Raw genomic sequence first — 23,395 nt, 5'->3', positions numbered from 1 at the left:
CCGCCGCCGCTTCGCCGCCCCGCGGGCGGCCGTTCGTTGTGCCGTTTCGTTTCGCGATGCGCGACGCCCGCGCGCGGCGGACGCACCTGCATCGTGCATGGCGACATCTTAAAAACTGACCAGTCGGTATCTCACTGACTCAGATCAAGATAAGACACGGTAATCGTCGGATATAAAGGGACACGAGAGCGGCGCGCGCGGCGCATCGCTTTTCCGCGCCGCGCGACGGTGAGCGTTTTCGGGAGCGCGCGGCGTCCACGAAGAACAGTCGGCTACATCGACCACCGAGGATATGACCATGCGCAACGATGCGCGTCACGACGAACGGCATCAGCGGCGGCGCGGCATCGCGCGCCGCGTGTCGCGGCACGCCGCCGCGCTCGCGCTGTGCGCGGCCGTGTCGGGCTGCCTGTCTCTCGCGCCCGACTACGCGCGCAAGCCGCCGCCCGTGCCCACGGCCTACCCCGCCTATCCGGGCGACCCGACGGGCGCCGGCGCGCGCGCGCTCGGCCAGTTCGACTGGCGCGGCTATTTCGTCGATCCCCGGCTGCAGGCGCTCATTGAAACCGCGCTCGAGAACAACCGCGATCTGCGGATCGCGACGCGGCGCGTCGACGAGGCGCGCGCGATGTACGGAATCCGCCGCGCGGACCAGTTCCCGACGATCACGGCGAACGCCGCTTACATTCGCTTTCGCGAGCCGGGCGGCCTGCTGCTGCCGAGCCCGATCGTCGGCGAGCTGTATTCGGCGTCGCTCGGCGAAGTGCAGTGGGAAATCGACTTCTGGGGCCGCGTGCGCAACCTGAAGGCCGCCGCGCTCGACGCGTTCCTCGCGAGCGACGCGTCGCGCCGCGCGGTGACGATCAGCCTGGTCGGCCAGGTGGCCGACGCGTATCTGTCGCTGTGCGCCTACGACGAGCGCCTCGCGCTGACGAACGAGACGATCGAGAGCCGCCGCGAATCGTTGCGCATCTTCCGGCGGCGCTACGAGGAAGGGGCGATCTCGAAGCTCGATCTCACGCAATCGGAGATCCTGCTGCAGCAGGCGCAGACGCTCGGCTCGCAGCTCCAGCAGGCGCGCGACGTGCAGCAGCACGCGCTCGATCTGCTCGTCGGCGCGAGCGCGCCGGCGCAAACGCCCGCGTCGCTCGACGATGCGAGCGTCGCGCCGAACCTCGCGCCCGGCCTGCCGTCCGAGCTGCTCGCGAACCGCCCCGACGTCGTCGCGGCCGAGTATCAGCTGCGCGCCGCGCACGCGAACATCGGCGCCGCGCGCGCGGCGTTCTTCCCGCGCATCGCGCTGACGAGCTCGATCGGCACCGGTAGCACGGAGCTGCACAACCTGTTCGCGTCCGGCACGACCGCGTGGAATTTCATTCCGAACCTGTCGATGCCGATCTTCGACGCCGGCCGCAACATCGGCAACCTTAAGCTCGCCAACGCGCGCCGCGACGAAGCGCTCGCGCAGTACGAGAAGACAGTCCAGACGGCGTTTCGTGACGTCGCCGACGCGCTCGCCGCGCGCCACTGGCTAGCCGATCAGGTGCGCATCGCGCAGGACACGCTCGCGACGCAATCCGAGCGCGCGCGGCTCGCGAAGCTGCGCTACGACAGCGGCGCCGCGCGCTTTCTCGAAGTGCTCGACGCGCAGCGCGACTTGCTGAGCGCGCAGCAGCAGCTCGTGCAGACGCGCCGCGCGCTGCTGTCGAGCCGCGTCGCGCTGTACGCGGCGCTCGGCGGCAACCTGTCCGAGCCCGCGCGCGACGCGGCCGCGCCCTCTTCCACCGAACCCCAAGCGAAATAAGGTCCGTTGTCATGATCCAAGTCACCAGGAAGCAGATCGCCGCCGCGGCCGCCGCCGTCGTGCTCGCGCTCGGCGGTTACTACGGCTGGACGCTGTTGCGCCATCAGGGCCCCGGCGACGCCTTCGCGAACGGCAACGGCCGCATCGAGGCCACCGAGATCGACGTCGCGACGAAGCTGCCCGGCCGCATCGACGAAATCCTCGTCGACGAAGGCGATTTCGTGAAGGCCGGCCAACCGCTCGCGAGCATGCAGATCCAGGTGCTGCGCGCGCAGTACGACGAAGCGACCGCGCAGCGGCAGCGCGCGCTGAACACGGCGGCGGGCGTCGAATCGCAGGTTGCGCAGAGGAAGAGCGACAAGGCGGCCGCGCAGGCGATGGTCGTGCTGCGCGACAGCGAGCTCGACGCCGCGAAGCGCCGGCTCGCGCGTTCGGAGACGCTGTCGCGCGAGGGCGCATCGTCGATGCAGGAGCTCGACGACGATCGCGCCCGCGCCCGCAGCGCACAGGCGGCCGTGTCCGCGGCTGCCGCGCAGGTGGCCGCCGCGCAGGCCGCGATCGAGGCGACCGAGGCGCAGCTCGTCGCCGCGCATTCGGCGGTGACGGCGGCCGACGCGACCGTCGCGCGCGTGCAGGCCGACATCGACGACAGCAAGCTCGAGTCGCCGCGCGACGGCCGCGTCCAGTACCGCGTCGCGCAGCCCGGCGAAGTGCTGCCCGCGGGCGGCAAGGTGCTCAATCTGGTCGATCTGTCGGACGTCTACATGACGTTCTTCCTGCCGGAGACGGTCGTCGGCAAAGTCGCGCTCGGCGCCGACGCGCGGATCATCCTCGACGCCGCGCCGAACTACGTGATTCCCGCGACCGTGTCGTTCGTGTCGAGCACCGCGCAGTTCACGCCGAAGACCGTCGAGACCGCGAACGAGCGGCAAAAGCTGATGTTCCGCGTGAAGGCCCGGATCGATCGCGAGCTGCTGCAAAAGCACCTGAAGCTCGTGAAGACGGGGCTGCCCGGCGTCGCGTGGGTGCGCGTCGACCAGAGCAAGCCGTGGCCCGCGCAACTGATGGTCAAGGTCCCGCGGTGAGCGCGCCGAGCGTCGTTCGCTTTTCCGACGTCACCCTGCGCTACGGCAAGACCGTCGCGCTCGACGGGATCACGCTCGACGTGCCCGCCGGCCTCACGATCGGCCTGATCGGGCCGGACGGCGTCGGCAAGTCGAGCCTCCTCGCGCTCGCGTCCGGCGCGCGCGCGCTGCAAACGGGCGGCGTCCACGCGCTCGACGGCGACATGCGCTCGCGCCGCCATCGCGAACGCGTGTGCCGGCGCATCGCGTACATGCCGCAGGGGCTCGGCAAGAACCTGTATCCGACGCTCTCGGTCGAGGAAAACCTGCAATTCTTCGCGCGCCTGTTCGGCCACGATGCCGGCGAGCGCCGCCGCCGGATCGATTCGCTCACGCGGAGCACGGGCCTCTTTCCGTTCCTGTCGCGGCCGGCGGGCAAGCTCTCGGGCGGGATGAAGCAGAAGCTCGGCCTCTGCTGCGCGCTGATCCACGATCCGGATCTGCTGATCCTCGACGAGCCGACGACGGGCGTCGATCCGCTCGCGCGCGCGCAGTTCTGGGATCTGATCGCGCGGATTCGCGCGGAGCGGCCGACGATGAGCGTGATCGTCGCGACCGCGTACATGGACGAAGCGCAGCGCTTCGACTGGCTGATCGCGATGGACGCGGGCCGCGTGCTCGCGACGGGCGCGCCCGCCGAGCTGCTCGCGCGCACGAACTGCGACACGCTCGAGGCGGCGTTCATCGCGCTGCTGCCCGAGGACAAGCGGCGCGACCACAAGCCCGTGAAGATCGAGCCGCTGCGCGCCGACGCGCAGGCGGGCGCCGCGATCGAGGCGCGCGGCCTGACGATGCGCTTCGGCGATTTCACCGCGGTCGATCACGTGAGCTTCCGGATTCGCCGCGGCGAAATTTTCGGCTTCCTCGGCTCGAACGGCTGCGGCAAGTCGACGACGATGAAGATGCTCACGGGCCTGTTGCCCGCGACCGAAGGCACCGCGCAGCTGTTCGGCAAGGAAGTCGATCCGAAGGACATCAACACGCGCCGGCGCGTCGGCTACATGTCGCAGGCGTTCTCGCTCTACAGCGAGCTGACCGTGCGGCAGAACCTCGTGCTGCACGCGCGCCTGTTCGGCGTGCCGGCCGCCGGCATCGACGCGCGCATCGACGAAATGGCGCGCCGCTTCGGCCTCACCGACATCTACGACACGCTGCCCGACAGCCTGCCGCTCGGGATGCGGCAGCGGCTGTCGCTCGCGGTCGCGATGGTGCACAAGCCCGAGCTGCTGATCCTCGACGAGCCGACATCGGGCGTCGATCCCGTCGCGCGCGACGGCTTCTGGCAACTGATGATCGACCTCGCGCGCCGCGACCTGGTGACGATCTTCATCTCGACGCACTTCATGAACGAAGCGCAGCGCTGCGACCGGATCTCGCTGATGCACGCGGGCCGCGTGCTCGCGAGCGATTCGCCGGCCGAGCTCGTGCGCGCGCGCGGCGCGGCGACGCTCGAGGACGCGTTCATCGGGTATCTCGTCGACGCATCGGCGGGCGAGGCGGACGGCGCCGATGCCCACGCCGAAGCGGCAGCCGCAACGGGTGCCCGGACCAACGCCGAAGCCAAAGGCATCGTAAAAGCGGACCCCGAAGCCGAAAACCTTCCCGAACGCGCAAGCGGCCGCGAACACGCAGCGGCCATCGAAGCCGGAGCGAACACCGAAGTCGACGTCGGAACCGGCGCGCGCGCCGAAGCCGCGACGGACATCGGCAACGACGCTCACGCCCGCCGTGCCGCCGCCGATACCGCCGATACCGCCGCGCACGCCGCCGCCGACATCGCGGCTCGCGACCGCGACGAGACCGCGATCCGAACCGAGACCGAAGCGCGGGCCGCCTCACCCACCGCCTCACCCGCCGCCTCACCCGCCGCCTCACCCACCGCTTTGCCCGCCGCCTCGCCCACCGAATCGCCCACCGAATCGCCCGCCGAATCGCCCGCCGAATCGACCCCGCCCGCCCGGTCCAATCCGTCCGCTCGATCCGCCCCGCTCGTGGCCGCGCCGCGCTCCGCCACGCTCGCCTCCGAGCCGCCGCACCGCGCATTCAGCGCGCAGCGCGCGCTCAGCTACATGTGGCGCGAGATGCTCGAGCTGCGCCGCGATCCGGTCCGCGCGACGCTCGCGCTGATCGGCTCGCTCGTGCTGATGTGCGTGATCGGCATCGGCATCAGCCTCGACGTCGAGAATCTGACCTACGCGGTGCTCGACCGTGACCAGACCGAACTGAGCCACGACTACGCGCTGAACCTGTCCGGTTCGCGCTATTTCGTCGAACGGCCGCCGATCGCCGACTACGCGGAGCTCGATCGCCGGATGCGCACCGGCGAAGTGTCGCTCGCGATCGAGATTCCGCCGAACTTCGCGCGCGACGTCGAACGCGGCGCGCCCGTGCAGATCGGCATGTGGATCGACGGCGCGATGCCGCAGCGCGCGGAGACGATCCGCGGCTACGCAATCGGCATGCACACGATGTGGCTGTCGGACAAGGCGCAGCACCGCCTCGGCGTGACGCTCGCGCCGCGCGCGGAGATCGTCACGCGCTACCGCTACAACCCGGACGTGAAGAGCCTGCCCGCGATGATCCCCGCCGTGATGCCGCTCCTGCTGCTGATGCTGCCCGCGATGCTGACGGCGCTCGCCGTGGTCCGCGAGCGCGAGCTCGGCTCGATCCTGAACCTGTACGTGACGCCCGTCACGCGCACCGAGTTCCTGATCGGCAAGCAGGTGCCGTACGTCGTGCTCGCGATGCTGAACTTCCTGCTGATGACGGTGCTCGCGCGGCTCGCGTTCGACGTGCCGGTCAAGGGCAGCTTCATGACGCTGCTGCTCGCGGTGCTGATCTTCAACGTCGTCGCCACAGGCATCGGGCTGCTCGCGTCGACGTTCACGCGCAGCCAGGTCGCGGCGATCGTGATGACGATCATCGGCACGATGATCCCGACCGTGCAGTTCGCGGGGCTGCTCACGCCGCTGTCGTCGCTCGAAGGCACCGGGCGCTTCATCGGCCTCGTCTATCCGGCCACCTACATGCTGTCGATCAGCCGCGGCGTGTTCAACAAGGCGCTGTCGCTGTCCGATCTCTATTCGCAGTTCTGGCCGCTCGCCGCGTCGGTGCCGGTGATCCTCGGCGCGACCATACTGCTCTTGAAAAAACAGGAACGCTGATCATGCGGCGCCTCGCGATCGTCTATCGTCTCGGCATCAAGGAACTGTGGAGCCTCGTGCGCGACCCGATCCTGCTCGTGCTGATCGCCTACACGTTCACCGCATCGATCTACTCGGCCGCGACCGCGCGCCCCGACACGCTGCACATGGCGCCGATCGCGATCATCGACGAGGACGCGTCGCCGCTGTCCGCGCGGATCGCATCGGCGCTCTTCCCGCCGCAGTTCGCGCTGCCGAGGATGGTGACGCTCGCTGAAGCCGACCGCGGAATGGACGCGGGCGACTTCACGTTCGCGCTCGACATCCCGCCGAACTTCCAGCGCGACGTGCTCGCGGGCCGGCCCGCGCAGATCCAGCTGAACGTCGACGCGACGCGGATGAGCCAGGCGTTCACGGGCAACGGCTACGTGCAGCAGATCGTGAGCGGCGAGATCGACGATTTCGCGCGCCGCTACCGGAGCAGCGCGGCGCCGCCCGTCGACATCGCGATGCACATGCGCTTCAATCCGAACCTCGATCAGACATGGTTCGGCTCGCTGATGGAAGTGATCAACAACGTGACGCTGCTGTCGATGGTGCTCACGGGCGCCGCGTTGATCCGCGAGCGCGAGCACGGGACGATCGAGCACCTGCTCGTGATGCCGGTGACGCCGGGCGAGATCATGATGGCGAAGGTGTGGTCGATGGGGCTCGTCGTCGCGTGCGCGGCGGTGTTTTCGCTGACGTTCGTCGTGCGCGGCGCGCTGCATGTGCCGATCGAGGGTTCGGTCGCGCTGTTCGTCGTCGGGATGGCGATTCACCTGTTCGCGACGACGTCGATGGGCATTTTTCTCGCGACGCTCGTGCGCAGCATGCCGCAGTTCGGCATGCTGCTCGTGCTGGTGCTGCTGCCGCTGCAATTGCTGTCGGGCAGCCTGACGCCGCGCGAGAGCATGCCGTTCGCGGTGCAGAACATCATGCTCGCCGCGCCGACGACGCACTTCGTCGAGATCGGGCAAGCGATTCTCTATCGCGGCGCGGGAATCGAGACGGTTTGGCGGCCGTTTCTGATTCTGGCGGTGATCGGAACGGTGTTGTTTTTGCTGTCGTTGAAGCGGTTCAGGAAGACGATCGGGCAGATGGCTTAGGCGGGCCGGCGAACGGTCGCGGGCACGCTTCACCGCGTCAGCCCCGTTGCCCAAATCGCCCTGTTGACAAGCAGGCGCCAAACGGGCGTCCGTCAGGTCGTGCAGTCACATGATCCTCACGCGAGCGAAGTAACGGCCATCCGAACGTGTCGGGGGTGACGTCGATGTCGCACGTCCGATAGCGAGAACGCATGTCGCCGAATCTCGAAGACTCGGGGCCACGGCAGCGCCGGTGTGCGTCGCCGGCGGCATCAGCGGACAAACTCCCCCGCGAAAACTAGCAGCGTTGATCGGCGAACGCGCGGTCGACCGCAACCGCGAGCATCATGGCGGCGGCATTGGCCGGAGGCGGCTTGACCTTTGCGGGGCGAAAGATCGCATCGCCCGCGGCGACCGGCTGTCCGCTCAGCGCGCATATCCCAGATTGTTTGGCGGTGACAAGGCGCCAAACCTGCTCGCCGTACTTGCAATCTTGCGGATCGCTCCACGAGACCGTGGCGGCTCGCGGGCTGATTCGATCGAGCAGAGCGATCACAACGGCGCCGCGACCAGTCGACAGGCGGTGCTCGCCATGGGAACCGACCAGGCGCCTGACGCGAGCCGTCAGTTGGTCCGCGTGCCCGGCGTCAAGCAGGCTGACAGCGCGCTGCCATGCGGTGTCGTCCGTCACGTACTGCTCCATGCCAGTGCTCCTGTCAAAAGCGGGGCGGCCTTCAGCTCAGCCGTATCTTCGGCTGCACGAGGCCGTTGATCCGCTCCGCCGCCCATAGCAATGTGGATTTGCCGAAGCCGTGCAACGCCTGCTGATGTTGGCGATAAAGCATGGCGTGGCTCAGTTGCGCGAATCGGCCCTTGATGAACCCGCCACGGAAGAAACCGAACTGCCCGAGCGTCCCGAAAGCGTTGTAGTCGCTCAGCGACACGAGCGCGCCGAAGTCGCGAAACGCAAAGTCGGGCAGCGAGCCGGAGCCTAGCCATCCCGGTATGTGCTTCGCGAGAAACTGTGCCTGTTGCGTGGCGACCTGCGCGGTTGGCGCGAGAGGCCGCTCATTGCCCGCGAGCGTCAAAGTGGAGCAATCGCCGAGAACGAATATTTTGTCGTCGTCCAGCGCCTGTAGCGTCGGCCTGACGCTGATCTGGTTGGACCGATTCACCGTGATTCCATCCAGCTTGCCCAGAAAATCAGGCGCCTTGACGCCCGCCGCCCAAACCATCAAATCGGCCGGCTGCCTGCTACCGTCGCCAAGCCGGAATCCATCCGGCTCGGCTGCGGTCACGCGCGTGCCCGTTCGTACCGTGAAGCCGATATGTCGCAGCTGCGCCTCGCTGGATTCCGATACCGCCGCTGGAAATGCCGCCAGTATGCGCGGCGCGCTTTCATAAAGCGTGAGGTTCAGGCGTGCGCGGATGCCCGGGTCGCCATAACTCGCGGCCACTTCGAGCAAGCGGCTCAGTTCCGCCGCCAGCTCGACCCCGGTCGCCCCGGCGCCGACAATCGATACGCGCAACGAGCCATTCGTCACGACGCTCCGGAATACGCGAATGCGCAATGCTTCGTTGAAGATTTCAGCCTGCGCCTGACTGTCGATGAAATGGCAATGCTCGAGTACGCCCGGGGTGCCGAAATCGTTGGCACGGCTGCCCAGCGCGAGAATCAGCACGTCGTATTCGACCGTGCGCGGGCCGACGACGACTTCGCCGGATGGCGCTCTGAGTTCGGCCAGCTTCACGACGCGCGCATTGCGGTCCAGACCGTCCATTTCGCCGGGCTGGTAGTCGAACCCGTGATCGCGGGCGTGGGCGAGATAGATGACCTGCTGTTGCTGAACGTCGCGCGTGCCGGCCGCGATGGTGTGCAGCATGGGCTTCCAGATGTGCGTGGCGCTTTTGTCGATGAGCGTGACGCGAGCGCGGCCGCTGCGGCCGAGCGTGTCGCCCAGCCGGGTCGCAAGCAGAAGCCCGGCGATGCCCCCGCCGACGATGACGATTCGGGTGGCTTGACTCATGGTCACATATTCTACAAGTGATGAATTAACGCGATACTACGGGCTCGAGGGGCTCGTGTCAAACATGGCGCCGCGCTCACGCGCGGGAGCACACCGGTTAAACTTTCGAACTTTCCCTGAACACGATCCACCGCCGCTGATGAAACGTTCGAACGACACCGCCGCGCCCGGCACGACGATTTCCACGCCGCGCCGCACGCGCGGTCGTCCGGCCTGCAGCGACGCGGGCGGTGCCGAGGCACTGCTTCGCAGTGCGCGCGCGGCGTTCGCGAAGAGCGGCTACGAGGCGACCAGCGTGCGCGAAATTGCCCGGCTGTCGGGCGTGGACCCCGCGCTCGTCGCGCATCATTTCGGATCGAAGGAAGCATTGTGGGTCGCCGTCGTGAGCCAGATCGCCGACGAAGCCGCGCCGATGATCGCCAGCACCGCCGCGTTGCGCGCGACGCCCGGGCTAGGGCCGCGAGAGCGCGTCGAGGCGGCGGTGTCGCTCCTGATTGATCAGGTGTTTCTCACGCCGGACGTGGGCATGTTTTTTTCGACTGCCGCAACTGAAACGGGAGAGCGCCTCGATGTCCTGATTGAGCGCTTGGTGCGGCCATTTCATGACGTGTTCGTGCCGCTGCTCGTCGATGCGATCGATGCTGGCCAGGTGCCGCGGCAGGACCCCGAGATCATGTTCCTGCTGCTCGCCAACGGCATCAGCAAAACCGTCGCGTACAGCCATGCGCTGAGCCCGTTTTCGGCGTTGCCGCGGCGCCCCAAGGAATTCAAGCGCGCCGTCCTGACGTCGGCTTTAGCCGCGCTCGGCTGAACTGCCCGGCCGCGGCCGAGCACCGACGGGCACCATTTGATCGGCAGCCCGCCCGGCTCCTGCATTCGGCGTCAATGGAACGTTCGTTTATCGCGTGAGCGCGCGACGGTGGGGATAGGGAAGAGAGACCACCCGAGCCCCGCCCGGCCTTTCCCCGATAACGAGCAGACAACGCTTGTCAAACAACGCGGCTTCCGTGGAGTGAGCCTTCATCGATGCCGCCCTCCGCAAGCGGCGCGAGCAGCGCCGAATCATGCCCATTGGGGCCGCGATAAACATGCGGTGGAGCGGCCCTTCGGATATTGCCCTCGGGCGACCGAGTCCGGCCGAGTCCGGCCGACAAGCGGGCATCCAGTTCCCTACGCATCCGAGAAGCGCGTCGAACGCTTGAGCCAAGACAGCGCCTGCCCAATGGCCCGGCTTGCCTCGGCATGGCTCGGCGCATCCAACGGCCGCCCGGCGCGACGCTTGCCGAAGCCCGCGTATCACCTAGACTTCGTCATATAGGCCTCGAACAACGAGCCTATCTCGCACGCGGCTTGCCGGGCAACACGCCATCGAAGTCATGGGGTCCGACGCGGATGCCCGGGCGTCCCCTGACAGAGGTCATCATGAGACGAATCTATTTCCTGCTGCCCGACGCGGACACGGCACGGGTGATCGTCGACGAACTATTGGTCAAGCGCATCGAATGGCGGCACATCCATGTCGTCGCGAATGATCAGGTTCCGCTGGAGAATCTGCCCGAAGCGTCGATCGCGCAAAGCAGCGATCTGCTGCCCGCGCTCGCTCGTGGAACCGCTGCCGGCGGCGTCACGGGCGCGCTCGCCGGATTGGCCGCGATCGCGTTTCCGCCCGCCGGCCTCACGATCGCGGGCGGCGCCGTGGTCGCGTTCGCGATCGCCGGGGCGGGATTCGGCGCGTGGGTCGGCACGATGATCGGCGTGAGCGTGCCGAACACCCGGCTCAGACACTTCGAGGACGCCGTCGAGAAAGGCGAATTGCTGATGATGATCGACGTGCACCGCGATCGCGTCGAGGAGATCGAGGCGTTGATCAAGCAGCATCATCCGGACGCCCATTTGGAAGGGACCGATCCGACTATTCCCGCGTTTCCGTGACACGACGCGTGACGCTTCGGCGACGAGCCGATAATCGCGCCGGAGCAAGCGGCGCGTGTCGGCGACAGCCGCGCCGCGGCTCGTGAGCAACGGGCGGGCGCGCGTCGCCTTTCATCGCGATCGGTACTGAATAGAACGGCCTAGCGAGAATCCGCCTGAGATGCGAAGCGCGAGAAATTCAATCGCAGAAATCGCACGACGACATACCATGCTCCCGTGAAAATCGGGGCGTCGGGTCGCGCCTCGTCAATGACGGCGCAATCGCCGTCCGCAGCCGGAAGGATGCGGTATTGCACGCCGCTTTGCGAGAAGGTCTTCGGCATGCCCTCCCATGCCCGACGAATGCCGCGCATCAGTTCCTCGAAATCCGACGGCGCGACTTCGTCCGCCGAAACTGTGGTCCACGCTTCCTCATACTGAACATGGTCCGTGTTCCGGGCATCCGGGACGACGTCGATCTCCCACCCCATCGATTTTGTGAAAGAAAGCGCGTCGCGCAATCGTTTCTCGAACGCCGCGTGACTTACCCCGTAAAACGCCAGCGTGCGCTGGTCGACATGGATTTTTATTTGGCTCATGTTTTTCTAATTGAACGTCAGCAATATCGGCGAGCAGCGCCGATTCGTCACACCCTCGTACATGACTCGAACGCCTGCCGCGCGAGCGGCCGTCGTCGCCCCGGATTGGCAAGCGGCGCATGACGCGACGCGCATCTCGATGCGCGGCCGTCACCCGATCATTCTATTTCCTTTTCTGTCGCGATTCCGGCACGATCGAATGCCCGCCAAACGCGTGCGGCCTCGATTCCCATCCTGTCTTCTCGCCCCGATGCGGCACGTGCGCAAGAAACGCCCCGGCTCGCGTCACAACCACGGCAAGACGAAACGTAAGCTCCGTGGCGATGCGCGATCCGCTCGGCGCAAGCGGCCCCGCCGCCCGCGCCCCTTTGCATCACTCGCCGGTCAACACGATCCGCCCGTCGACCTTCCCTTCCCGCAGCGCCGAGAACACGCTGTTGATGTTCTCGAGCCTGTCGCGATGGATATGCGCGCGCACGAGCCCCTCGGCCGCGAAATCGAGCGACTCCTGCAAATCGCGCCGCGTGCCGACGATCGAGCCGCGCACCGTGATCCCGTTGAGCACCGTAGAGAAGATCGGCAGCGGAAAATCGCCCGGCGGCAATCCGTTCAGCGAGATCGTCCCGCCGCGCCGCACCATCCCGAGCGCCTGCGCGAACGCGCCGCGCGACACGGCCGTCACGAGCACGCCGTGCACGCCGCCGATCTCCTTCTGGATCACCGCGGCGGGATCGTCCTTCGACGCGTCGACGACGAACGCCGCGCCCAGCTTGCGCGCGAGCTCGAGTTTCTCCGGCGCGACGTCGACCGCGACGACGTGCAGCCCTATCGCCTTCGCATACTGCACCGCGACGTGCCCGAGCCCGCCGACTCCCGAGATCGCGATCCACTGGCCGGGGCGCGTGTCGGTCACGCGAATGCCCTTGTAGACGGTCACGCCCGCGCAGAGTATCGGCGCGATCTCGTCAAACGCGACGTTGCTCGGCAGATGGCCGACGTAGTTCGGATCGGCGAGCACGTATTCCGCGTAGCTGCCGTTCACTGAATAGCCGGTGTTCTGCTGCTCGTGGCACAGCGTCTCCCAACCGGTCTGGCAATACTCGCAATGGCCGCACGCGGTGTAGAGCCAGGGCACGCCGACGCGATCGCCTTCCTTCACGTGCTTGACGCCCTCTCCGACCGCCGCGACGAAGCCGACGCCCTCGTGCCCCGGAATGAACGGCAGCGTCGGCTTGACGGGCCAGTCGCCGTCGGCCGCGTGCAGATCGGTGTGGCACACGCCCGATGCCTTGATGTTCACGAGAATCTGGCCCGGTGCCGGCGTCGGCACCGGGACTTCCTCGATGCGAAGCGGTTCGCCGAATGCGTGCACCACCGCGGCTTTCATGTATTGCGCCATCTGTCGCTCCTGGTTGGTTCGATGCCCGATCGAGTATCGATCACGCACGGCGCCGGTCATTGACGTGCGTCAACCGCGCTCGGCGCGTCGCGCGGTTCCGTTGACGATTCGCTTGCGTTGCGCGGCGCCGCGGCATGTCGGGTGCGCGCGGCGCATGAGTCGGTGCGTGGGTCGGCGCATGAGTCGGCGCGTGGGTCGGTGCGTGGGTCGGTGCATGAGTCGGTGCGTGAATCGGCGCGTGAATCGGCGCGTGAATCGGCGCGTGAATCGGCGCGTGAATCGGTGTGTGGGTCGGTGCGTGGGTCGCCGCATGAGTCGCCGCACAAGTCGGCTCGCGAATCGGCGCACCAATCGGCTCGCGGTTCCGCACACGATTCGCCGCTTGCGCGGCCGTTCGCCGCGGATGCGATCGATTCGCCGCACGCGCGGGTATCGAAACCGTTCGGCCGTGCGTCGCCGACGAGCGCGAGCGCGCGGCAGCACGATGCCGAGCGTGCGATCCGGCGGCGATCACACCGGATACGCGCCGAGTTCGACGGCTGCGAAGCCGGCCTTGCCGAGTCGCGCGACGTCACGCCGTGAGCATTTCCGCACTCGCATCGCGCGCGTCGCCAACTCGACGATATCCGCCGTGATCTCGCCCCGCCGCGCGATCCGATACGCTTGCAGCAGCTCGCCGAGCGTGCGCTCGACCGATTCGCGCGCGGCGATCATCGCGCGCGTGCGCGCCTATCGTCGAGACGCACGCGTGCGGCATCGCCGCGTCCGGCTCCGCGCGACTCGTTCGCGTCCCCATTCAAAGCGCGCTCGCCGCCAACTCGACGATATCCGCCGTGATCTCGTCCTGCCGCGCGATCCGATACGCCTGCAGCAGCTCGCCGAGCGTACGCTCGACCGATTCGCGCGCGGCGATCATCGCGCGCGTGCGCGCCTCGTTCTCCGCCGCGAACGCGAGCATCGCCGCTTCGCACAGCTCGACGAACACGTACGCCTGCGCGAGCTCCGCGAGCAGCGCCGCGGGCGGCAGATGCACGAGCGGCGGCTGCGCGCGCGGCGCGCTGTCGAAGCGCGCGTAGTCGAACGGCAGCAGGCGGCGCTCGATCACGTCGAGCCGCTGCGCGGCGCCCGGCATCGCGTGGACGATCGACACCGGCTGCGCGCCGCGCTCGGCGAGATGCGCGTAGAGCGCATCGGTGATCCGGTTCGCGAGATGCACGACGTCGTCCGCGTGCGACGCCATCGGCGTGCTCCAGACGAGCGGCACGCCGCCCGCCTCGGCGAGCATCGCGCCGCGCGTGCCGACCATCATGTATTCGCGCGACGCGGCCCCGTCGGGCCGCGTCGCATATTCGATCATCTGCGCGTTGTATGCGCCGACGAATCCCTGCTCGCTGCACATCACGATCACGAGCCGCGCGTTCGGCGCGGCCCGGCGGGCGGGCGCGGCGTCACGCGAGGGCGCGCCGGCCGACAGCGCGTCGCCGATCGCCGCGCCGACCGTCGCCGCCGACGCGCGGATTCCCGGCAAGCGCTGCTGCGCCTCGTGCGCGCGCGCGGCGGCGACGCCCCGCATCGCGCCGATCACCGTCTGCAGTTGGCGTGCGGTGTCGGTGCGCGCTTCGATCGCGGCAAGCTTGTCGCTCATCGCTTGCGCGCCGCGTCGGCTTCGGCGTCGCGCGGCGGCGCAGGTTCGGCGCGCGCCGCGTCGGCAGGCGCATCGCGGCCGCTCCCCAGTTCGCCGTCGTCGCCGCGGAGCCCGCCGCCCATGTCGCCCGCCGCGTCTTCCGAACGCATATGCCCCGCCGCGAGATGCGCGGCGTCAGCCGCGATCCGTTCGAGCAGCTCGCCGACCGATTCCACGAGCGTCGCGAGCGCCGCGTCGTCCGCGAGCCAGTCGCGCGGCGGCGCGCCCGCCGGCGTCAGCGCCGCGATCCGCGCGTCGAGCCACGACGGCAGCCGCTCGCGCAACGGCGCGATGCGATCCGGCGGCATCGTGTCGAGCGCGCCTGCCGCGAGCGCCTTCAGCAGCACCACTTCGTCGAGCGTGCGCAGCGCGCGAAAGCGCGGCTGCGTGATCGACGCGCGAATCCGCTCGCCGCGCGTGATCTGCGCGCGCAGCCGCGCGTCGGTAAGCCCGCCGAAGCGCGTGAACGCCTCCAGCTCGAGGAATTGCGCGTAGTCGAGCCGCAGGCGGCCCGACGCGCCGCGCAGCGCCGGATGCTGCGCCTTGCCGCCGACGCGGCTCACGCTCAGCCCGACGTCGACGGCCGGCCGCTGGTTCGCCGCGAACAGCGCCGAATCGAGCACGATCTGCCCGTCGGTGATCGAAATCAGGTTGGTCGGAATATACGCGGCGAGGTTGCCCGCGTCGGTCTCCGCGATCGGCAGCGCGGACAGCGACCCGCCGCCGAGCTTCGCCGACAGCTTCGCCGCGCGTTCGAGCAGGCGCGCGTGCACGTAGAAGATGTCGCCCGGGTACGCCTCGCGGCCGGGCGGCTCGCGCGTGAGGAGCGCGAGCTCGCGGTGCGTCGCCGCGTGCTTCGTCAGATCGTCGACGACGACGAGCGCGTGCTGCCCCCGGTCGCGGAAATACTCGGCGATCGAAAAGCCCGCGAACGGCGCGATCCATTGCAGCCCCGGCGCGGACGCGGCCGGCGCGACGACGAAGATGCAGCGCTCGGGCGCGCCGTAGCGGCGCACCGCGTCGATCACGCGCTGCACCGCGCTCGCGCGCTGGCCGATCGCCACGTACACGCAGATCACGTCCGAGTGCCGCTGGTTGACGATCGCGTCGATCGCGAGCGAAGTCTTGCCGGTCGCGCGATCGCCGATGATCAGCTCGCGCTGGCCGCGCCCGATCGTGAAGAGCGCGTCGACGATCAGCACGCCGGTGTCGAGCGGCTCGCTCACGAGATCGCGCTCGATGATCGCGGGCGCGGCGCGTTCGATCGGCAGCGTGCCGGCCGCGCCGAGCGGCGCGCCGTCGTCGAGCGGGCGGCCGAGCGGATCGACGACGCGCCCGAGCAGCTGCGGCCCGACCGGCACTTCGAGCACCGCGCCCGTGCGCGCGACGGCCGCCTGCGCCTCGACGCTCGCATCCGGATCGAGCAGCACGACGCTGATCAGATCCTCGTCGAGCGTGTGCGCGAAACCCGTGACGCCGCCGTCGAAGCGCAGCACTTCGTTGAGCATCGCGTCCTCGAGGCCGGACACGAACGCGATCCCGTCCGCGACGCGCTCGACCCGCCCGACCGCCTGCGCGACGGGCGCGAGCGACACGCGCGCGAGCGCGTCGCGGCGGCGCGCGAGCCAGCCCGCCTCGGTTGCGTCAATGGTTTGCGTCATCGTCGTTCAGCAACGCCGCCTCGATGGTCGCGAGATCCTGGCGCAGGCTGTTGCGCACGTTCGCGTATTTCGATTCGAGCTCGAGCCCCGCGATCAGCGCTGGATCGACGCGCACGTCGGCCTCGAGCGGCCGCCCGACGCTCGCCGCGAACGCCGCGCGGCACGCGGCCGCCTCCTGCGAGGTCAGCGCGCGTGGCGCGACGAGCCGCACTTGCGCGTCGTTCGCGGCGAGCGACGCGCGCACGTCGGCCGGCAGTCGCGCGAGCGACGCCGCCACGCCGTCGACGAAGCCCGCGACGCGCGCGCTGTCGGGCAGCCGCGCGAGCAGCTTCGCGGCGATGTCGACGGCGAGGCGCGTCGCGCGCGCGTCGAGCTCCTTCGCGCGCTGCGCGGCGTCGGCTTGCGCCTGCGTGCGCGCCGCTTCACGCAGCGCCAGCGCGTCGGCGCGCGCGGCCTCGATCAGGCGCTCGCGCTCGGCGCCCGCCTGCGCGAGCGCGTCCGTCAACGCGTCGTCGCGCGCCGCGGCGAGCGACGCGCGCTCGGCGCGCGCCCGTTCGTGCTCGGCGCGCGCGGCGTCGCGCTCGTGCGCCGCGTCGTCGATCAGCTTGCGCGCGGCGGCCTGGCGCTTCGCGATGATGTCGCTGACGGGCCGAAACAGGAAGCGCGACAGCAGCCACACGAGCACGACGACGTTGACCGCCTGCAGCGCGAGCGTGGACCAGTCGATTCGCATCGCCGTCTCCCCGTCACTTGACGAACGGATTCGCGAACAGCAGCAGCAGCGCGACGACGAGGCAGTAGATCGCCATCGTCTCGATCATCGCGAGCCCGACGAACAGCGTGCGCGACACGGTGCCGGACGCATCCGGCTGCCGCGCGATCGCGTCCATCGCCGCGCCGACCGCGCGCCCTTCCGCGAGCGCGGGACCGATCGCGCCGAACGACACCGCGAGCGCGGCCGCCGCGATGCTGACCACTTCGATGAGATTGTTCATGAGTTCTCCTGCCCGCGCCGCGGCGCGGAAGTTTCTTCACCGGACACGGCCGCGCCGATGAACACCATCGACAGCACCATGAAGATGTACGCCTGCACGGTGCCCGTCAGCAGATCGAGCGCCATCAGCGGAATCGGCACGAACAGACCGGCGAGCGACAGCACGATGCCGATCACGAACACGCCGCTCATCACGTTGCCGAACAGGCGCACGATCAGCGAGAACGTGCGCGTCAGCTGCTCGACGACGTTCAGCGGAATCATCACCCAGGTCGGCTCGGCGAACGTCGCGAGATAGCCGCGCAGGCCGCGCACGCGCACGCCGTAATAGAGCGTCGCGGCGAGCACGACGAGCGCGAGCGCGGCGTCGGTCTCCAGATGCGCGGTCGGCGGCTCGACGCCCGGCACGAGCGACGCGCTGTTCGCGCAGAACACGAGCGCGAAGATCGTGCCGATCAACGCGCGGTAGCGCGCGGGCGGCGTCTGCATCGTGTCGGCGATCTGCGCGTCGATCGTCGCGACGAACAGCTCGAGCACGCTTTGCAGCCGCGACGGCGCGTCGACGCTCAGCCGCCTGCGCGCGACAAGCGCGAGCGCGACGAGCAGCGCCATGATCGCCCACGTCGCGAGCACGGGCTCCGAGATGCCGACGGGGCCGATCGAGAACACCGGCACGGTCGACAGCGGCGACGCGTTCATCGTCACGCTCCCGTCAGCGCGTGCGCGCGGCGCACCGCGATCGAGCGCGCGGCGAGGAAGCCCGCCGAGCCCGCGACGAGCATGCCTGCGCCCGCGCGCGCGAGCACGACGAGCACCGCGACCGCGAGCGCGATCCGCAGAAGCTGCAGCGCGAGCGCCGCGCCCGCGCGGCCCGCGACGAACAAGCGGCTGTTCCAGCCGAGCGACACGAAGTGGCACGCGCCCGCCGCGAGCCCCGCTGCAAGCCCGATCGCGACGGCGACGCCGTCGAACGACGCGCGCGCGGCTTCCCACATTTCAATCATCGCGATCTCCTTCTTGTTGAGTTTTCATCCAGCGCCATGCGAGCCAGAAACCGAGCGCCGCGCCGAACATCAAGAGCGGCGCGGAAAAAAACACGCGCGACGCGAACGCGCGGTCGAGCCAGCGGCCGAGCGCGAGCGCGGCGAGCGTCGGCGCGAGGATCGTCCAGCCGAGCACGCCGATCTGCGCGAGGCGCCGGCCGAGCGACGGCTCCGGATCGCGCGCGCCGCGCGCCGCGCGCTTCGCGGCCGTGCGCGCCGCCTGTTCGACGCGGTCGGCGGCGGGCGTTCGCGCCGTGCCGGCGGGCGGCGGCGCGTCGCGCTTCGACACGTCCCGCGCGGCGGGCGGCCCGGCGCGCTTCGCATCGTCTCCCGCCGCGGGCTTCGCGCCGGCACGGGCATCCGCTCCCGCGTCGCGCTTCGCATCGGCCGGGCGAGGCTTCGTCATTCGAGCGTCTCCGGCTTGAGCGGCGCATGCATGCCGTCCTTCGCATGCTCGGGCCGCAGATACGTGAGGAGCCGCCGCATCGCCTGCGCGTGCAGCCGCGTCTCGTCGACCCGCGCGCGGCGCTTCTCGTCGAGCTGCGCCGCGCGCACGCCGCGCACGATCGCGTCGAGCTCGGCGAGCGACTCGCCGAGCACCGCCTCGCGGCACGCGATCTCGATCCGCGAGCCGCGCGTCACGCGCAGCACGCCGCCGTCGATCGCCGCGTAATGCGTGACGTCATGCGTCGCGCTGCTGCGCGTGTCGGCGGCGGTGCGCCAGCGCACGACCGACGCGCGCAGCAGCGTGACGAAGTCGACGTGGCCCGCACGGATGCCGAACGAGCCGCTCGCGTCCTCGGCGCGCAGCGACACGATCGGCAAATCGTCGACGCACACGCGCGCAGGCGTCGCGATCACGAGGCGCAGCTCAGCGGGCATGTGGCGCTCCTTGCGGCGCGTCGGGGCCGGGTGCGGGCGCGCGCGTCTCGGCGGCCTCGCGATCGCTCGCGGCGGCGTTCGTTGTCGCGGCCTTCGCCGCATTCGCGCCGCTCGCGCCCGCCTTCTCGCCGCGAGAAGCCGAGGCGCCGCTGTTCTCGCCGTTCTCGCCGTTCTCGCCGTTCTCGCCGTTCTCGCCGTTCGCGCCGTTCGCGCCGTTCGCGCCATTCGTCTCCGTCGAACGCGTTGTGTTCGTCGAACCCGCCAATTCATTCAAACCGATCGCGCCCTGCACGCCGTCCGCGCCATCTGCGCCGTTCGTGCCCTTCACGCCATCTGCGCCCTTCGTGCCGCCCGCGCGATGCGCGCCCGCCGCGCCGCTCGCGCCATCGCGCCGCGCGTCCGCGTCGCGCGCGGCCTCTTCCTTGCGCCGCGCGTCGTCGAGCGTGCCGACCATGTACAGCGAGCTCTCGCGCCAATCGTCGCAATCGCCGCGCAGGATCGCGCGGCAGCCGGCGATCGTGTCGGCGATCTCGACCGACGCGCCCGCCTGCCCCGTGAACGCCTCGGTCACCGCGAACGGCTGCGTCAGGAAGCGCTGGAGCCGGCGCGCGCGGCCGACGATGCGCCGATCGTCCGCGCCGAGCTCGTCGATGCCGAGAAGCGCGATCACGTCCTGCAGCTCGCGGTAGTGCTCGATCACGCGGCGCACCTCGATCGCCACCTCGACGTGCCCGTCGCCGACGACGAGCGGATCGAGCAGGATCGACGACGACGCGACCGGATCGATCGCCGGATACATCCCTTCGGCCGCCATCGCGCGCGACAGCACGACCATGCTGTCGACGTGCGCGGCGATCGCGGTGACGGCGGGGTCGGTGAAATCGTCGGCGGGCACGTACACGGCCTCGATCGCCGTCACGGCCGCCCCCTCGACCGACGCGATCCGCTCCTGCAGCGCCGCGACCTCGCTCGCGAGCGTCGGCTGATAGCCGACCCGCGACGGCAACCGCCCGAGCAGGCCCGACACCTCGGCGCCCGCCTGCACGAAGCGAAACACGTTGTCCATCAGGAGCAGCACGTTCTGCGCGCGCTCGTCGCGAAAATGCTCGGCGATCGCGAGCGCGGTGAGCGGCACGCGCCAGCGCGCGCCGGGCGGCTCGTTCATCTGCCCGTAGACGAGCACCGTGCGGCCGAGCACGCCGGAGCCGCGCATGTCGAGCAGCATCTCGTGGCCTTCGCGCGAACGCTCGCCGATGCCCGCGAACACGGAGATCCCGCGATAGCGTTCGACCATCGCATGAATCAGCTCCATCACGAGCACCGTCTTGCCGACGCCCGCGCCGCCGAACATCGCCGCCTTGCCGCCCTGCGCGAGCGGCGCGAGCAGGTCGATCACCTTGATGCCGGTCGCGAACAGCGCGGTCGCGCTCTTCTGCTCGGACAGCGGCGGCGCGCCGCGATGGATCGGCCGCCGCGCGACGCCCGCCGCGAGCGGCGCGCCGTCGTCGCCGGGCTCGCCCGTCACGGTCAGCAGACGGCCGAGCACCGCGTCGCCCACCGGCACGCGAATCGGCCCGCCCGTGGCGCGCGCGGCGGCGCCGCGCCTGAGCCCGCCCGTCGGGCCGAGCGCGAGCGCGCGCACCGCGGTGCCGCTCAGGTGCGCATGCACCTCGGCGAGAATCGGCGCGGCGCCGTCGACCGGAATGACGAGCGCGTCGTTCAGCGCGGGCAGCACGCCGCCGTCGAACGCGATGTCGACGACCGCGCCGCGCACCGCGACGACGCGCCCGTCGCGCGCCGCTTGCGCCGCAGTCTCGCCATTCGTCGCATGCAGTTCCGCCACGCTCGCTCCCGCCTGAGTGGTTCGTCGATGGCTTCACCATAACGACGGGCGGCGCCCGCCGGCTGATCTCGGTCAAGAAACGGGAAATCGCCAGATGAAACGATCCATCGCGCGAAGCGAAACGATCCGTGCGAAAACGCGCGGCGGCGACGCGATTGCCGCGGCGTCCGTCATTGATGCAAATCAGATTCCACAGACCTATGCGTGGCTACAGTGGCCGTGTCAGTGATCGTCGACGCATGCGGTCGAAGCGAGCGGCGGGCGGCAACGCCCGCGGCGCGGCTTCGCGCGCGGCCGCCGCATCGGCCGCCGTACTTCGTCATGCCGTCGCCCGCGCAGCGCCAGCCGAAGGAAGCCCGATGGATACACGCCACACCCCCGAACCCGGCGCGCCCGCCGCGCCGCCGCCCGCCCATCCGCCCGCGTCGTACGCGCCGGAAAGCCCGTATCGCATCTTCGATCTCGCGAAGGAGGCGTCGCTCGCGAAGCTGACGTCGGGCCTGTCGCCCGCGTCGCTGCAGCTCGCGCTGTCGGACTGGCTGATTCACCTCGCGGCCGCGCCCGGCAAGCGCGCGGAGCTCGCGACGCTCGCGACGAAGCACGCCGTGCAGCTCGCCGAATACCTGTTCGAAGCGGCGACCGGGCACGCGCCCAACGCGCCCGCGCAACCGTCGCCGGGCGACCGGCGCTTCCGCGCGAACGCATGGCAACTCGAGCCGTTCCGCTTCTGGAATCAGACGTTCCTGCTCGCCGAGCAATGGTGGCGCGCGGCGACCCGCGACGTGCCCGGCGTGTCGCCGCATCATGAGGACGTCGTCGCGTTCACCGCGCGGCAGATGCTCGACATGCTCGCTCCGGCGAACTACGTCGCGACGAATCCGGAAGTCCTGCAGCGCACCGTGCTGTCGTGCGGCGCGAATCTCGCGCAAGGCGCGTGGAATTATCTGGACGACGTCCGCCGCCTTCTGACGAAGCAGCCGCCCGCGGGCGTCGAGCGCTTCCAGGTCGGCAAGGATCTCGCGACGGCACCCGGGCGCGTCGTGTTCCGCAATCACCTGATCGAGCTGCTGCAGTACGGGCCGACGACGCCCGACGTCTACGCGGAGCCCGTCCTGATCGTGCCCGCGTGGATCATGAAGTACTACATCCTCGATCTGTCGCCGCACAACTCGCTCATCCGCTATCTGGTCGACCAGGGGCACACGGTGTTCTGCATCTCGTGGCGCAACGTCGACGCGAGCGATCGCGACCTGAGCATCGACGACTACCGCCGGCTCGGCGTGATGGACGCGCTCGACACGATCGGCAAGATCGTGCCCGGCGCGAAGATTCACGCGACCGGCTACTGCCTCGGCGGCACGCTGCTCGCGCTCGCGGCCGCGGCGATGGCGAACGCGCGCGACGAGCGCCTCGCGTCGATCACGCTGCTCGCCGCGCAGACGGACTTCGCCGAGCCGGGCGAGCTGCAGCTCTTCATCGACGACAGCGAGATCTATTTCCTCGAGAGCATGATGTGGGAGCGGGGGTACCTCGGCGCGCACCAGATGGCGGGATCGTTCCAGCTGCTGATGTCGAACGATCTGATCTGGTCGCGCGTGGTCCACGATTATCTGCTCGGCGAGCGCACGCCGATGATCGATCTGATGGCGTGGAACGCCGATTCGACGCGCATGCCGTACCGGATGCACTCCGAATATCTGCGCCACCTGTTCCTCGACAACGATCTCGCGACCAACCGCTACGTGATCGACGCTCAAACGGTGTCGGTGCACAACATCCGCGCGCCGTTCTTCGCCGTCGGCACCGAGCACGATCACATCGCGCCGTGGCGCTCGGTCTACAAGCTCCACTACCTGACCGACAGCGACGTGACGTTCGTGCTGACGGCGGGCGGCCACAACGCGGGCATCGTCAGCGAGCCGGGCCATCCGAAGCGCCATTACCGGATGAAGCTCACGGCCGCCGACGCGCCGAACATCTCGCCCGACGAATGGCTCGCCGGCGCGACGGACTTCGAGGGCTCGTGGTGGCCCGCGTGGCACAAGTGGCTCGCCGGGCATTCGAGCACGCAGCGCGTCGCGCCGCCGCCGCTCGGCAAGCCGGGCGCGCACGCGCTCGGCGACGCGCCGGGCACCTACGTGTTCCAGAAATAAG

The 23,395-nt window shown here is 69.5% G+C and carries 21 protein-coding genes and 1 pseudogene; 8 read left to right on the top strand and 14 right to left on the bottom strand.

Translation table 11 applies throughout. The features are described 5' to 3' along the window. Positions 1-292: 292 nt before the first annotated feature. The 4 genes from WT60_RS22105 to WT60_RS22090 are packed head-to-tail and all read left to right on the top strand — an operon-like array spanning position 293 to position 7,219. Positions 293-1,804: an efflux transporter outer membrane subunit gene (locus WT60_RS22105; RefSeq protein ID WP_060356455.1), complete on the top strand. Its 1,512-nt coding sequence runs from the start codon at positions 293-295 to the stop codon at positions 1,802-1,804. Between the two features lie 11 nt (positions 1,805-1,815). Further along, positions 1,816-2,889, top strand: coding sequence for an HlyD family efflux transporter periplasmic adaptor subunit (locus WT60_RS22100; protein ID WP_059579359.1), 1,074 nt, complete (start codon positions 1,816-1,818; stop codon positions 2,887-2,889). Beyond that, positions 2,886-6,092 carry an ABC transporter ATP-binding protein/permease gene (locus WT60_RS22095; RefSeq protein WP_060356456.1) on the top strand — a complete coding sequence of 1,069 codons (3,207 nt, stop codon included), beginning with the start codon at positions 2,886-2,888 and terminating at the stop codon, positions 6,090-6,092. The genes WT60_RS22100 and WT60_RS22095 overlap by 4 nt, the downstream gene beginning before the upstream one ends. Before the next feature lie 2 nt (positions 6,093-6,094). Continuing rightward, a complete protein-coding gene (locus WT60_RS22090; protein WP_059579365.1) occupies positions 6,095-7,219 on the top strand; it encodes an ABC transporter permease in 1,125 nt (374 codons plus the stop codon). A gap of 277 nt (positions 7,220-7,496) precedes the next feature. Here the strand turns inward: WT60_RS22090 and WT60_RS22085 are convergent, their stop codons facing one another. Together WT60_RS22085 and WT60_RS22080 are read right to left on the bottom strand one after the other, a co-directional pair. Continuing rightward, positions 7,497-7,901 (bottom strand): DUF3331 domain-containing protein, encoded by a 405-nt coding sequence (locus WT60_RS22085; RefSeq protein WP_226383161.1) that lies wholly within the window; start codon positions 7,899-7,901, stop codon positions 7,497-7,499. Positions 7,902-7,932: 31 nt separating this feature from the next. After that, positions 7,933-9,225 carry an NAD(P)/FAD-dependent oxidoreductase gene (locus WT60_RS22080; RefSeq protein WP_060356457.1) on the bottom strand — a complete coding sequence of 431 codons (1,293 nt, stop codon included), beginning with the start codon at positions 9,223-9,225 and terminating at the stop codon, positions 7,933-7,935. Positions 9,226-9,364: 139 nt separating this feature from the next. Here WT60_RS22080 and WT60_RS22075 point away from each other — a divergent pair, with 139 nt between their 5' ends. Further along, positions 9,365-10,036, top strand: coding sequence for a TetR/AcrR family transcriptional regulator (locus tag WT60_RS22075; RefSeq protein ID WP_060356458.1), 672 nt, complete (start codon positions 9,365-9,367; stop codon positions 10,034-10,036). A gap of 611 nt (positions 10,037-10,647) precedes the next feature. Then, positions 10,648-11,157, top strand: a complete 510-nt coding sequence (locus WT60_RS22070; RefSeq protein WP_038749349.1) for a hypothetical protein — start codon at positions 10,648-10,650, stop codon at positions 11,155-11,157. Positions 11,158-11,297: 140 nt separating this feature from the next. Here the strand turns inward: WT60_RS22070 and WT60_RS22065 are convergent, their stop codons facing one another. From WT60_RS22065 to atpD, 12 genes and pseudogenes are all read right to left on the bottom strand, one after another. Next, positions 11,298-11,735 (bottom strand): hypothetical protein, encoded by a 438-nt coding sequence (locus tag WT60_RS22065; protein ID WP_038749346.1) that lies wholly within the window; start codon positions 11,733-11,735, stop codon positions 11,298-11,300. A gap of 373 nt (positions 11,736-12,108) precedes the next feature. Then, entirely contained in the window at positions 12,109-13,134 is a 1,026-nt protein-coding gene (adhP, locus tag WT60_RS22060) for an alcohol dehydrogenase AdhP (protein WP_060356459.1), read from the bottom strand. 510 nt (positions 13,135-13,644) lie between these two features. Beyond that, the gene (locus WT60_RS33890) at positions 13,645-13,848 is read right to left on the bottom strand and encodes a hypothetical protein (protein WP_038749342.1); all 204 of its coding nucleotides are present in this window, start codon (positions 13,846-13,848) and stop codon (positions 13,645-13,647) included. 82 nt (positions 13,849-13,930) lie between these two features. Further along, positions 13,931-14,779 carry a FoF1 ATP synthase subunit gamma gene (locus tag WT60_RS22045; RefSeq protein WP_038749339.1) on the bottom strand — a complete coding sequence of 283 codons (849 nt, stop codon included), beginning with the start codon at positions 14,777-14,779 and terminating at the stop codon, positions 13,931-13,933. Continuing rightward, complete coding sequence (locus WT60_RS22040) at positions 14,776-16,479, bottom strand: F0F1 ATP synthase subunit alpha (RefSeq protein WP_100185367.1); 1,704 nt, start codon at positions 16,477-16,479, stop codon at positions 14,776-14,778. The genes WT60_RS22045 and WT60_RS22040 overlap by 4 nt, the downstream gene beginning before the upstream one ends. Continuing rightward, on the bottom strand, positions 16,463-17,212 hold the full coding sequence (locus WT60_RS22035; RefSeq protein ID WP_060356460.1) for a F0F1 ATP synthase subunit delta: 750 nt from the start codon (positions 17,210-17,212) through the stop codon (positions 16,463-16,465). The genes WT60_RS22040 and WT60_RS22035 overlap by 17 nt, the downstream gene beginning before the upstream one ends. A 13-nt stretch (positions 17,213-17,225) precedes the next feature. Then, positions 17,226-17,474, bottom strand: a complete 249-nt coding sequence (locus tag WT60_RS22030; protein WP_004187193.1) for a F0F1 ATP synthase subunit C — start codon at positions 17,472-17,474, stop codon at positions 17,226-17,228. Then, the gene (locus WT60_RS22025; RefSeq protein WP_038749403.1) at positions 17,471-18,172 is read right to left on the bottom strand and encodes a F0F1 ATP synthase subunit A; all 702 of its coding nucleotides are present in this window, start codon (positions 18,170-18,172) and stop codon (positions 17,471-17,473) included. Before WT60_RS22025 ends, WT60_RS22030 begins: the two co-directional genes overlap by 4 nt. 2 nt (positions 18,173-18,174) lie before the next feature. Then, positions 18,175-18,477: an ATP synthase subunit I gene (locus WT60_RS22020; RefSeq protein ID WP_038749334.1), complete on the bottom strand. Its 303-nt coding sequence runs from the start codon at positions 18,475-18,477 to the stop codon at positions 18,175-18,177. Continuing rightward, positions 18,470-18,922, bottom strand: coding sequence for an AtpZ/AtpI family protein (locus tag WT60_RS22015; RefSeq protein WP_060356461.1), 453 nt, complete (start codon positions 18,920-18,922; stop codon positions 18,470-18,472). The genes WT60_RS22020 and WT60_RS22015 overlap by 8 nt, the downstream gene beginning before the upstream one ends. Then, entirely contained in the window at positions 18,919-19,398 is a 480-nt protein-coding gene (locus tag WT60_RS22010; RefSeq protein WP_038749329.1) for a F0F1 ATP synthase subunit epsilon, read from the bottom strand. The genes WT60_RS22015 and WT60_RS22010 overlap by 4 nt, the downstream gene beginning before the upstream one ends. A gap of 361 nt (positions 19,399-19,759) precedes the next feature. Beyond that, a pseudogene (atpD, locus tag WT60_RS22005) lies at positions 19,760-21,241 on the bottom strand (F0F1 ATP synthase subunit beta); the annotation flags it as partial. A gap of 94 nt (positions 21,242-21,335) precedes the next feature. Between atpD and WT60_RS35570 the strand changes: the two are divergent. Together WT60_RS35570 and WT60_RS21995 are read left to right on the top strand one after the other, a co-directional pair. Next, positions 21,336-21,470 carry a hypothetical protein gene (locus WT60_RS35570; RefSeq protein ID WP_257789115.1) on the top strand — a complete coding sequence of 45 codons (135 nt, stop codon included), beginning with the start codon at positions 21,336-21,338 and terminating at the stop codon, positions 21,468-21,470. A 130-nt stretch (positions 21,471-21,600) separates the two neighbouring features. Next, positions 21,601-23,394, top strand: coding sequence for an alpha/beta fold hydrolase (locus tag WT60_RS21995; protein WP_038749327.1), 1,794 nt, complete (start codon positions 21,601-21,603; stop codon positions 23,392-23,394). The last annotated feature ends 1 nt before the right edge of the window (position 23,395 follow it).

Origin of the sequence: Burkholderia sp. MSMB617WGS, from assembly GCF_001532025.2 — a bacterium.
In the GTDB taxonomy this organism is placed as follows: Bacteria; Pseudomonadota; Gammaproteobacteria; order Burkholderiales; family Burkholderiaceae; genus Burkholderia; species Burkholderia savannae.
Note: the sequence above shows the minus strand (reverse complement) of the source record. Positions and strands in the feature narration are given on the sequence as shown.

Bases quoted from the DNA above. Each gene is read 5' to 3' on its own strand.
- WT60_RS22105 (WP_060356455.1), top strand. From the start codon at position 293: ATGACCATGCGCAACGATGCGCGTCACGACGAACGGCATCAGCGGCGG.
- WT60_RS22100 (WP_059579359.1), top strand. From the start codon at position 1,816: ATGATCCAAGTCACCAGGAAGCAGATCGCCGCCGCGGCCGCCGCCGTC.
- WT60_RS22090 (WP_059579365.1), top strand. From the start codon at position 6,095: ATGCGGCGCCTCGCGATCGTCTATCGTCTCGGCATCAAGGAACTGTGG.
- WT60_RS22085 (WP_226383161.1), bottom strand. From the start codon at position 7,901: ATGGAGCAGTACGTGACGGACGACACCGCATGGCAGCGCGCTGTCAGC.
- WT60_RS22080 (WP_060356457.1), bottom strand. From the start codon at position 9,225: ATGAGTCAAGCCACCCGAATCGTCATCGTCGGCGGGGGCATCGCCGGG.
- WT60_RS22075 (WP_060356458.1), top strand. From the start codon at position 9,365: ATGAAACGTTCGAACGACACCGCCGCGCCCGGCACGACGATTTCCACG.
- WT60_RS22070 (WP_038749349.1), top strand. From the start codon at position 10,648: ATGAGACGAATCTATTTCCTGCTGCCCGACGCGGACACGGCACGGGTG.
- WT60_RS22065 (WP_038749346.1), bottom strand. From the start codon at position 11,735: ATGAGCCAAATAAAAATCCATGTCGACCAGCGCACGCTGGCGTTTTAC.
- adhP (WP_060356459.1), bottom strand. From the start codon at position 13,134: ATGGCGCAATACATGAAAGCCGCGGTGGTGCACGCATTCGGCGAACCG.
- WT60_RS33890 (WP_038749342.1), bottom strand. From the start codon at position 13,848: ATGATCGCCGCGCGCGAATCGGTCGAGCGCACGCTCGGCGAGCTGCTG.
- WT60_RS22045 (WP_038749339.1), bottom strand. From the start codon at position 14,779: ATGAGCGACAAGCTTGCCGCGATCGAAGCGCGCACCGACACCGCACGC.
- WT60_RS22040 (WP_100185367.1), bottom strand. From the start codon at position 16,479: ATGACGCAAACCATTGACGCAACCGAGGCGGGCTGGCTCGCGCGCCGC.
- WT60_RS22035 (WP_060356460.1), bottom strand. From the start codon at position 17,212: ATGCGAATCGACTGGTCCACGCTCGCGCTGCAGGCGGTCAACGTCGTC.
- WT60_RS22030 (WP_004187193.1), bottom strand. From the start codon at position 17,474: ATGAACAATCTCATCGAAGTGGTCAGCATCGCGGCGGCCGCGCTCGCG.
- WT60_RS22025 (WP_038749403.1), bottom strand. From the start codon at position 18,172: ATGAACGCGTCGCCGCTGTCGACCGTGCCGGTGTTCTCGATCGGCCCC.
- WT60_RS22020 (WP_038749334.1), bottom strand. From the start codon at position 18,477: ATGATTGAAATGTGGGAAGCCGCGCGCGCGTCGTTCGACGGCGTCGCC.
- WT60_RS22015 (WP_060356461.1), bottom strand. From the start codon at position 18,922: ATGACGAAGCCTCGCCCGGCCGATGCGAAGCGCGACGCGGGAGCGGAT.
- WT60_RS22010 (WP_038749329.1), bottom strand. From the start codon at position 19,398: ATGCCCGCTGAGCTGCGCCTCGTGATCGCGACGCCTGCGCGCGTGTGC.
- WT60_RS35570 (WP_257789115.1), top strand. From the start codon at position 21,336: ATGAAACGATCCATCGCGCGAAGCGAAACGATCCGTGCGAAAACGCGC.
- WT60_RS21995 (WP_038749327.1), top strand. From the start codon at position 21,601: ATGGATACACGCCACACCCCCGAACCCGGCGCGCCCGCCGCGCCGCCG.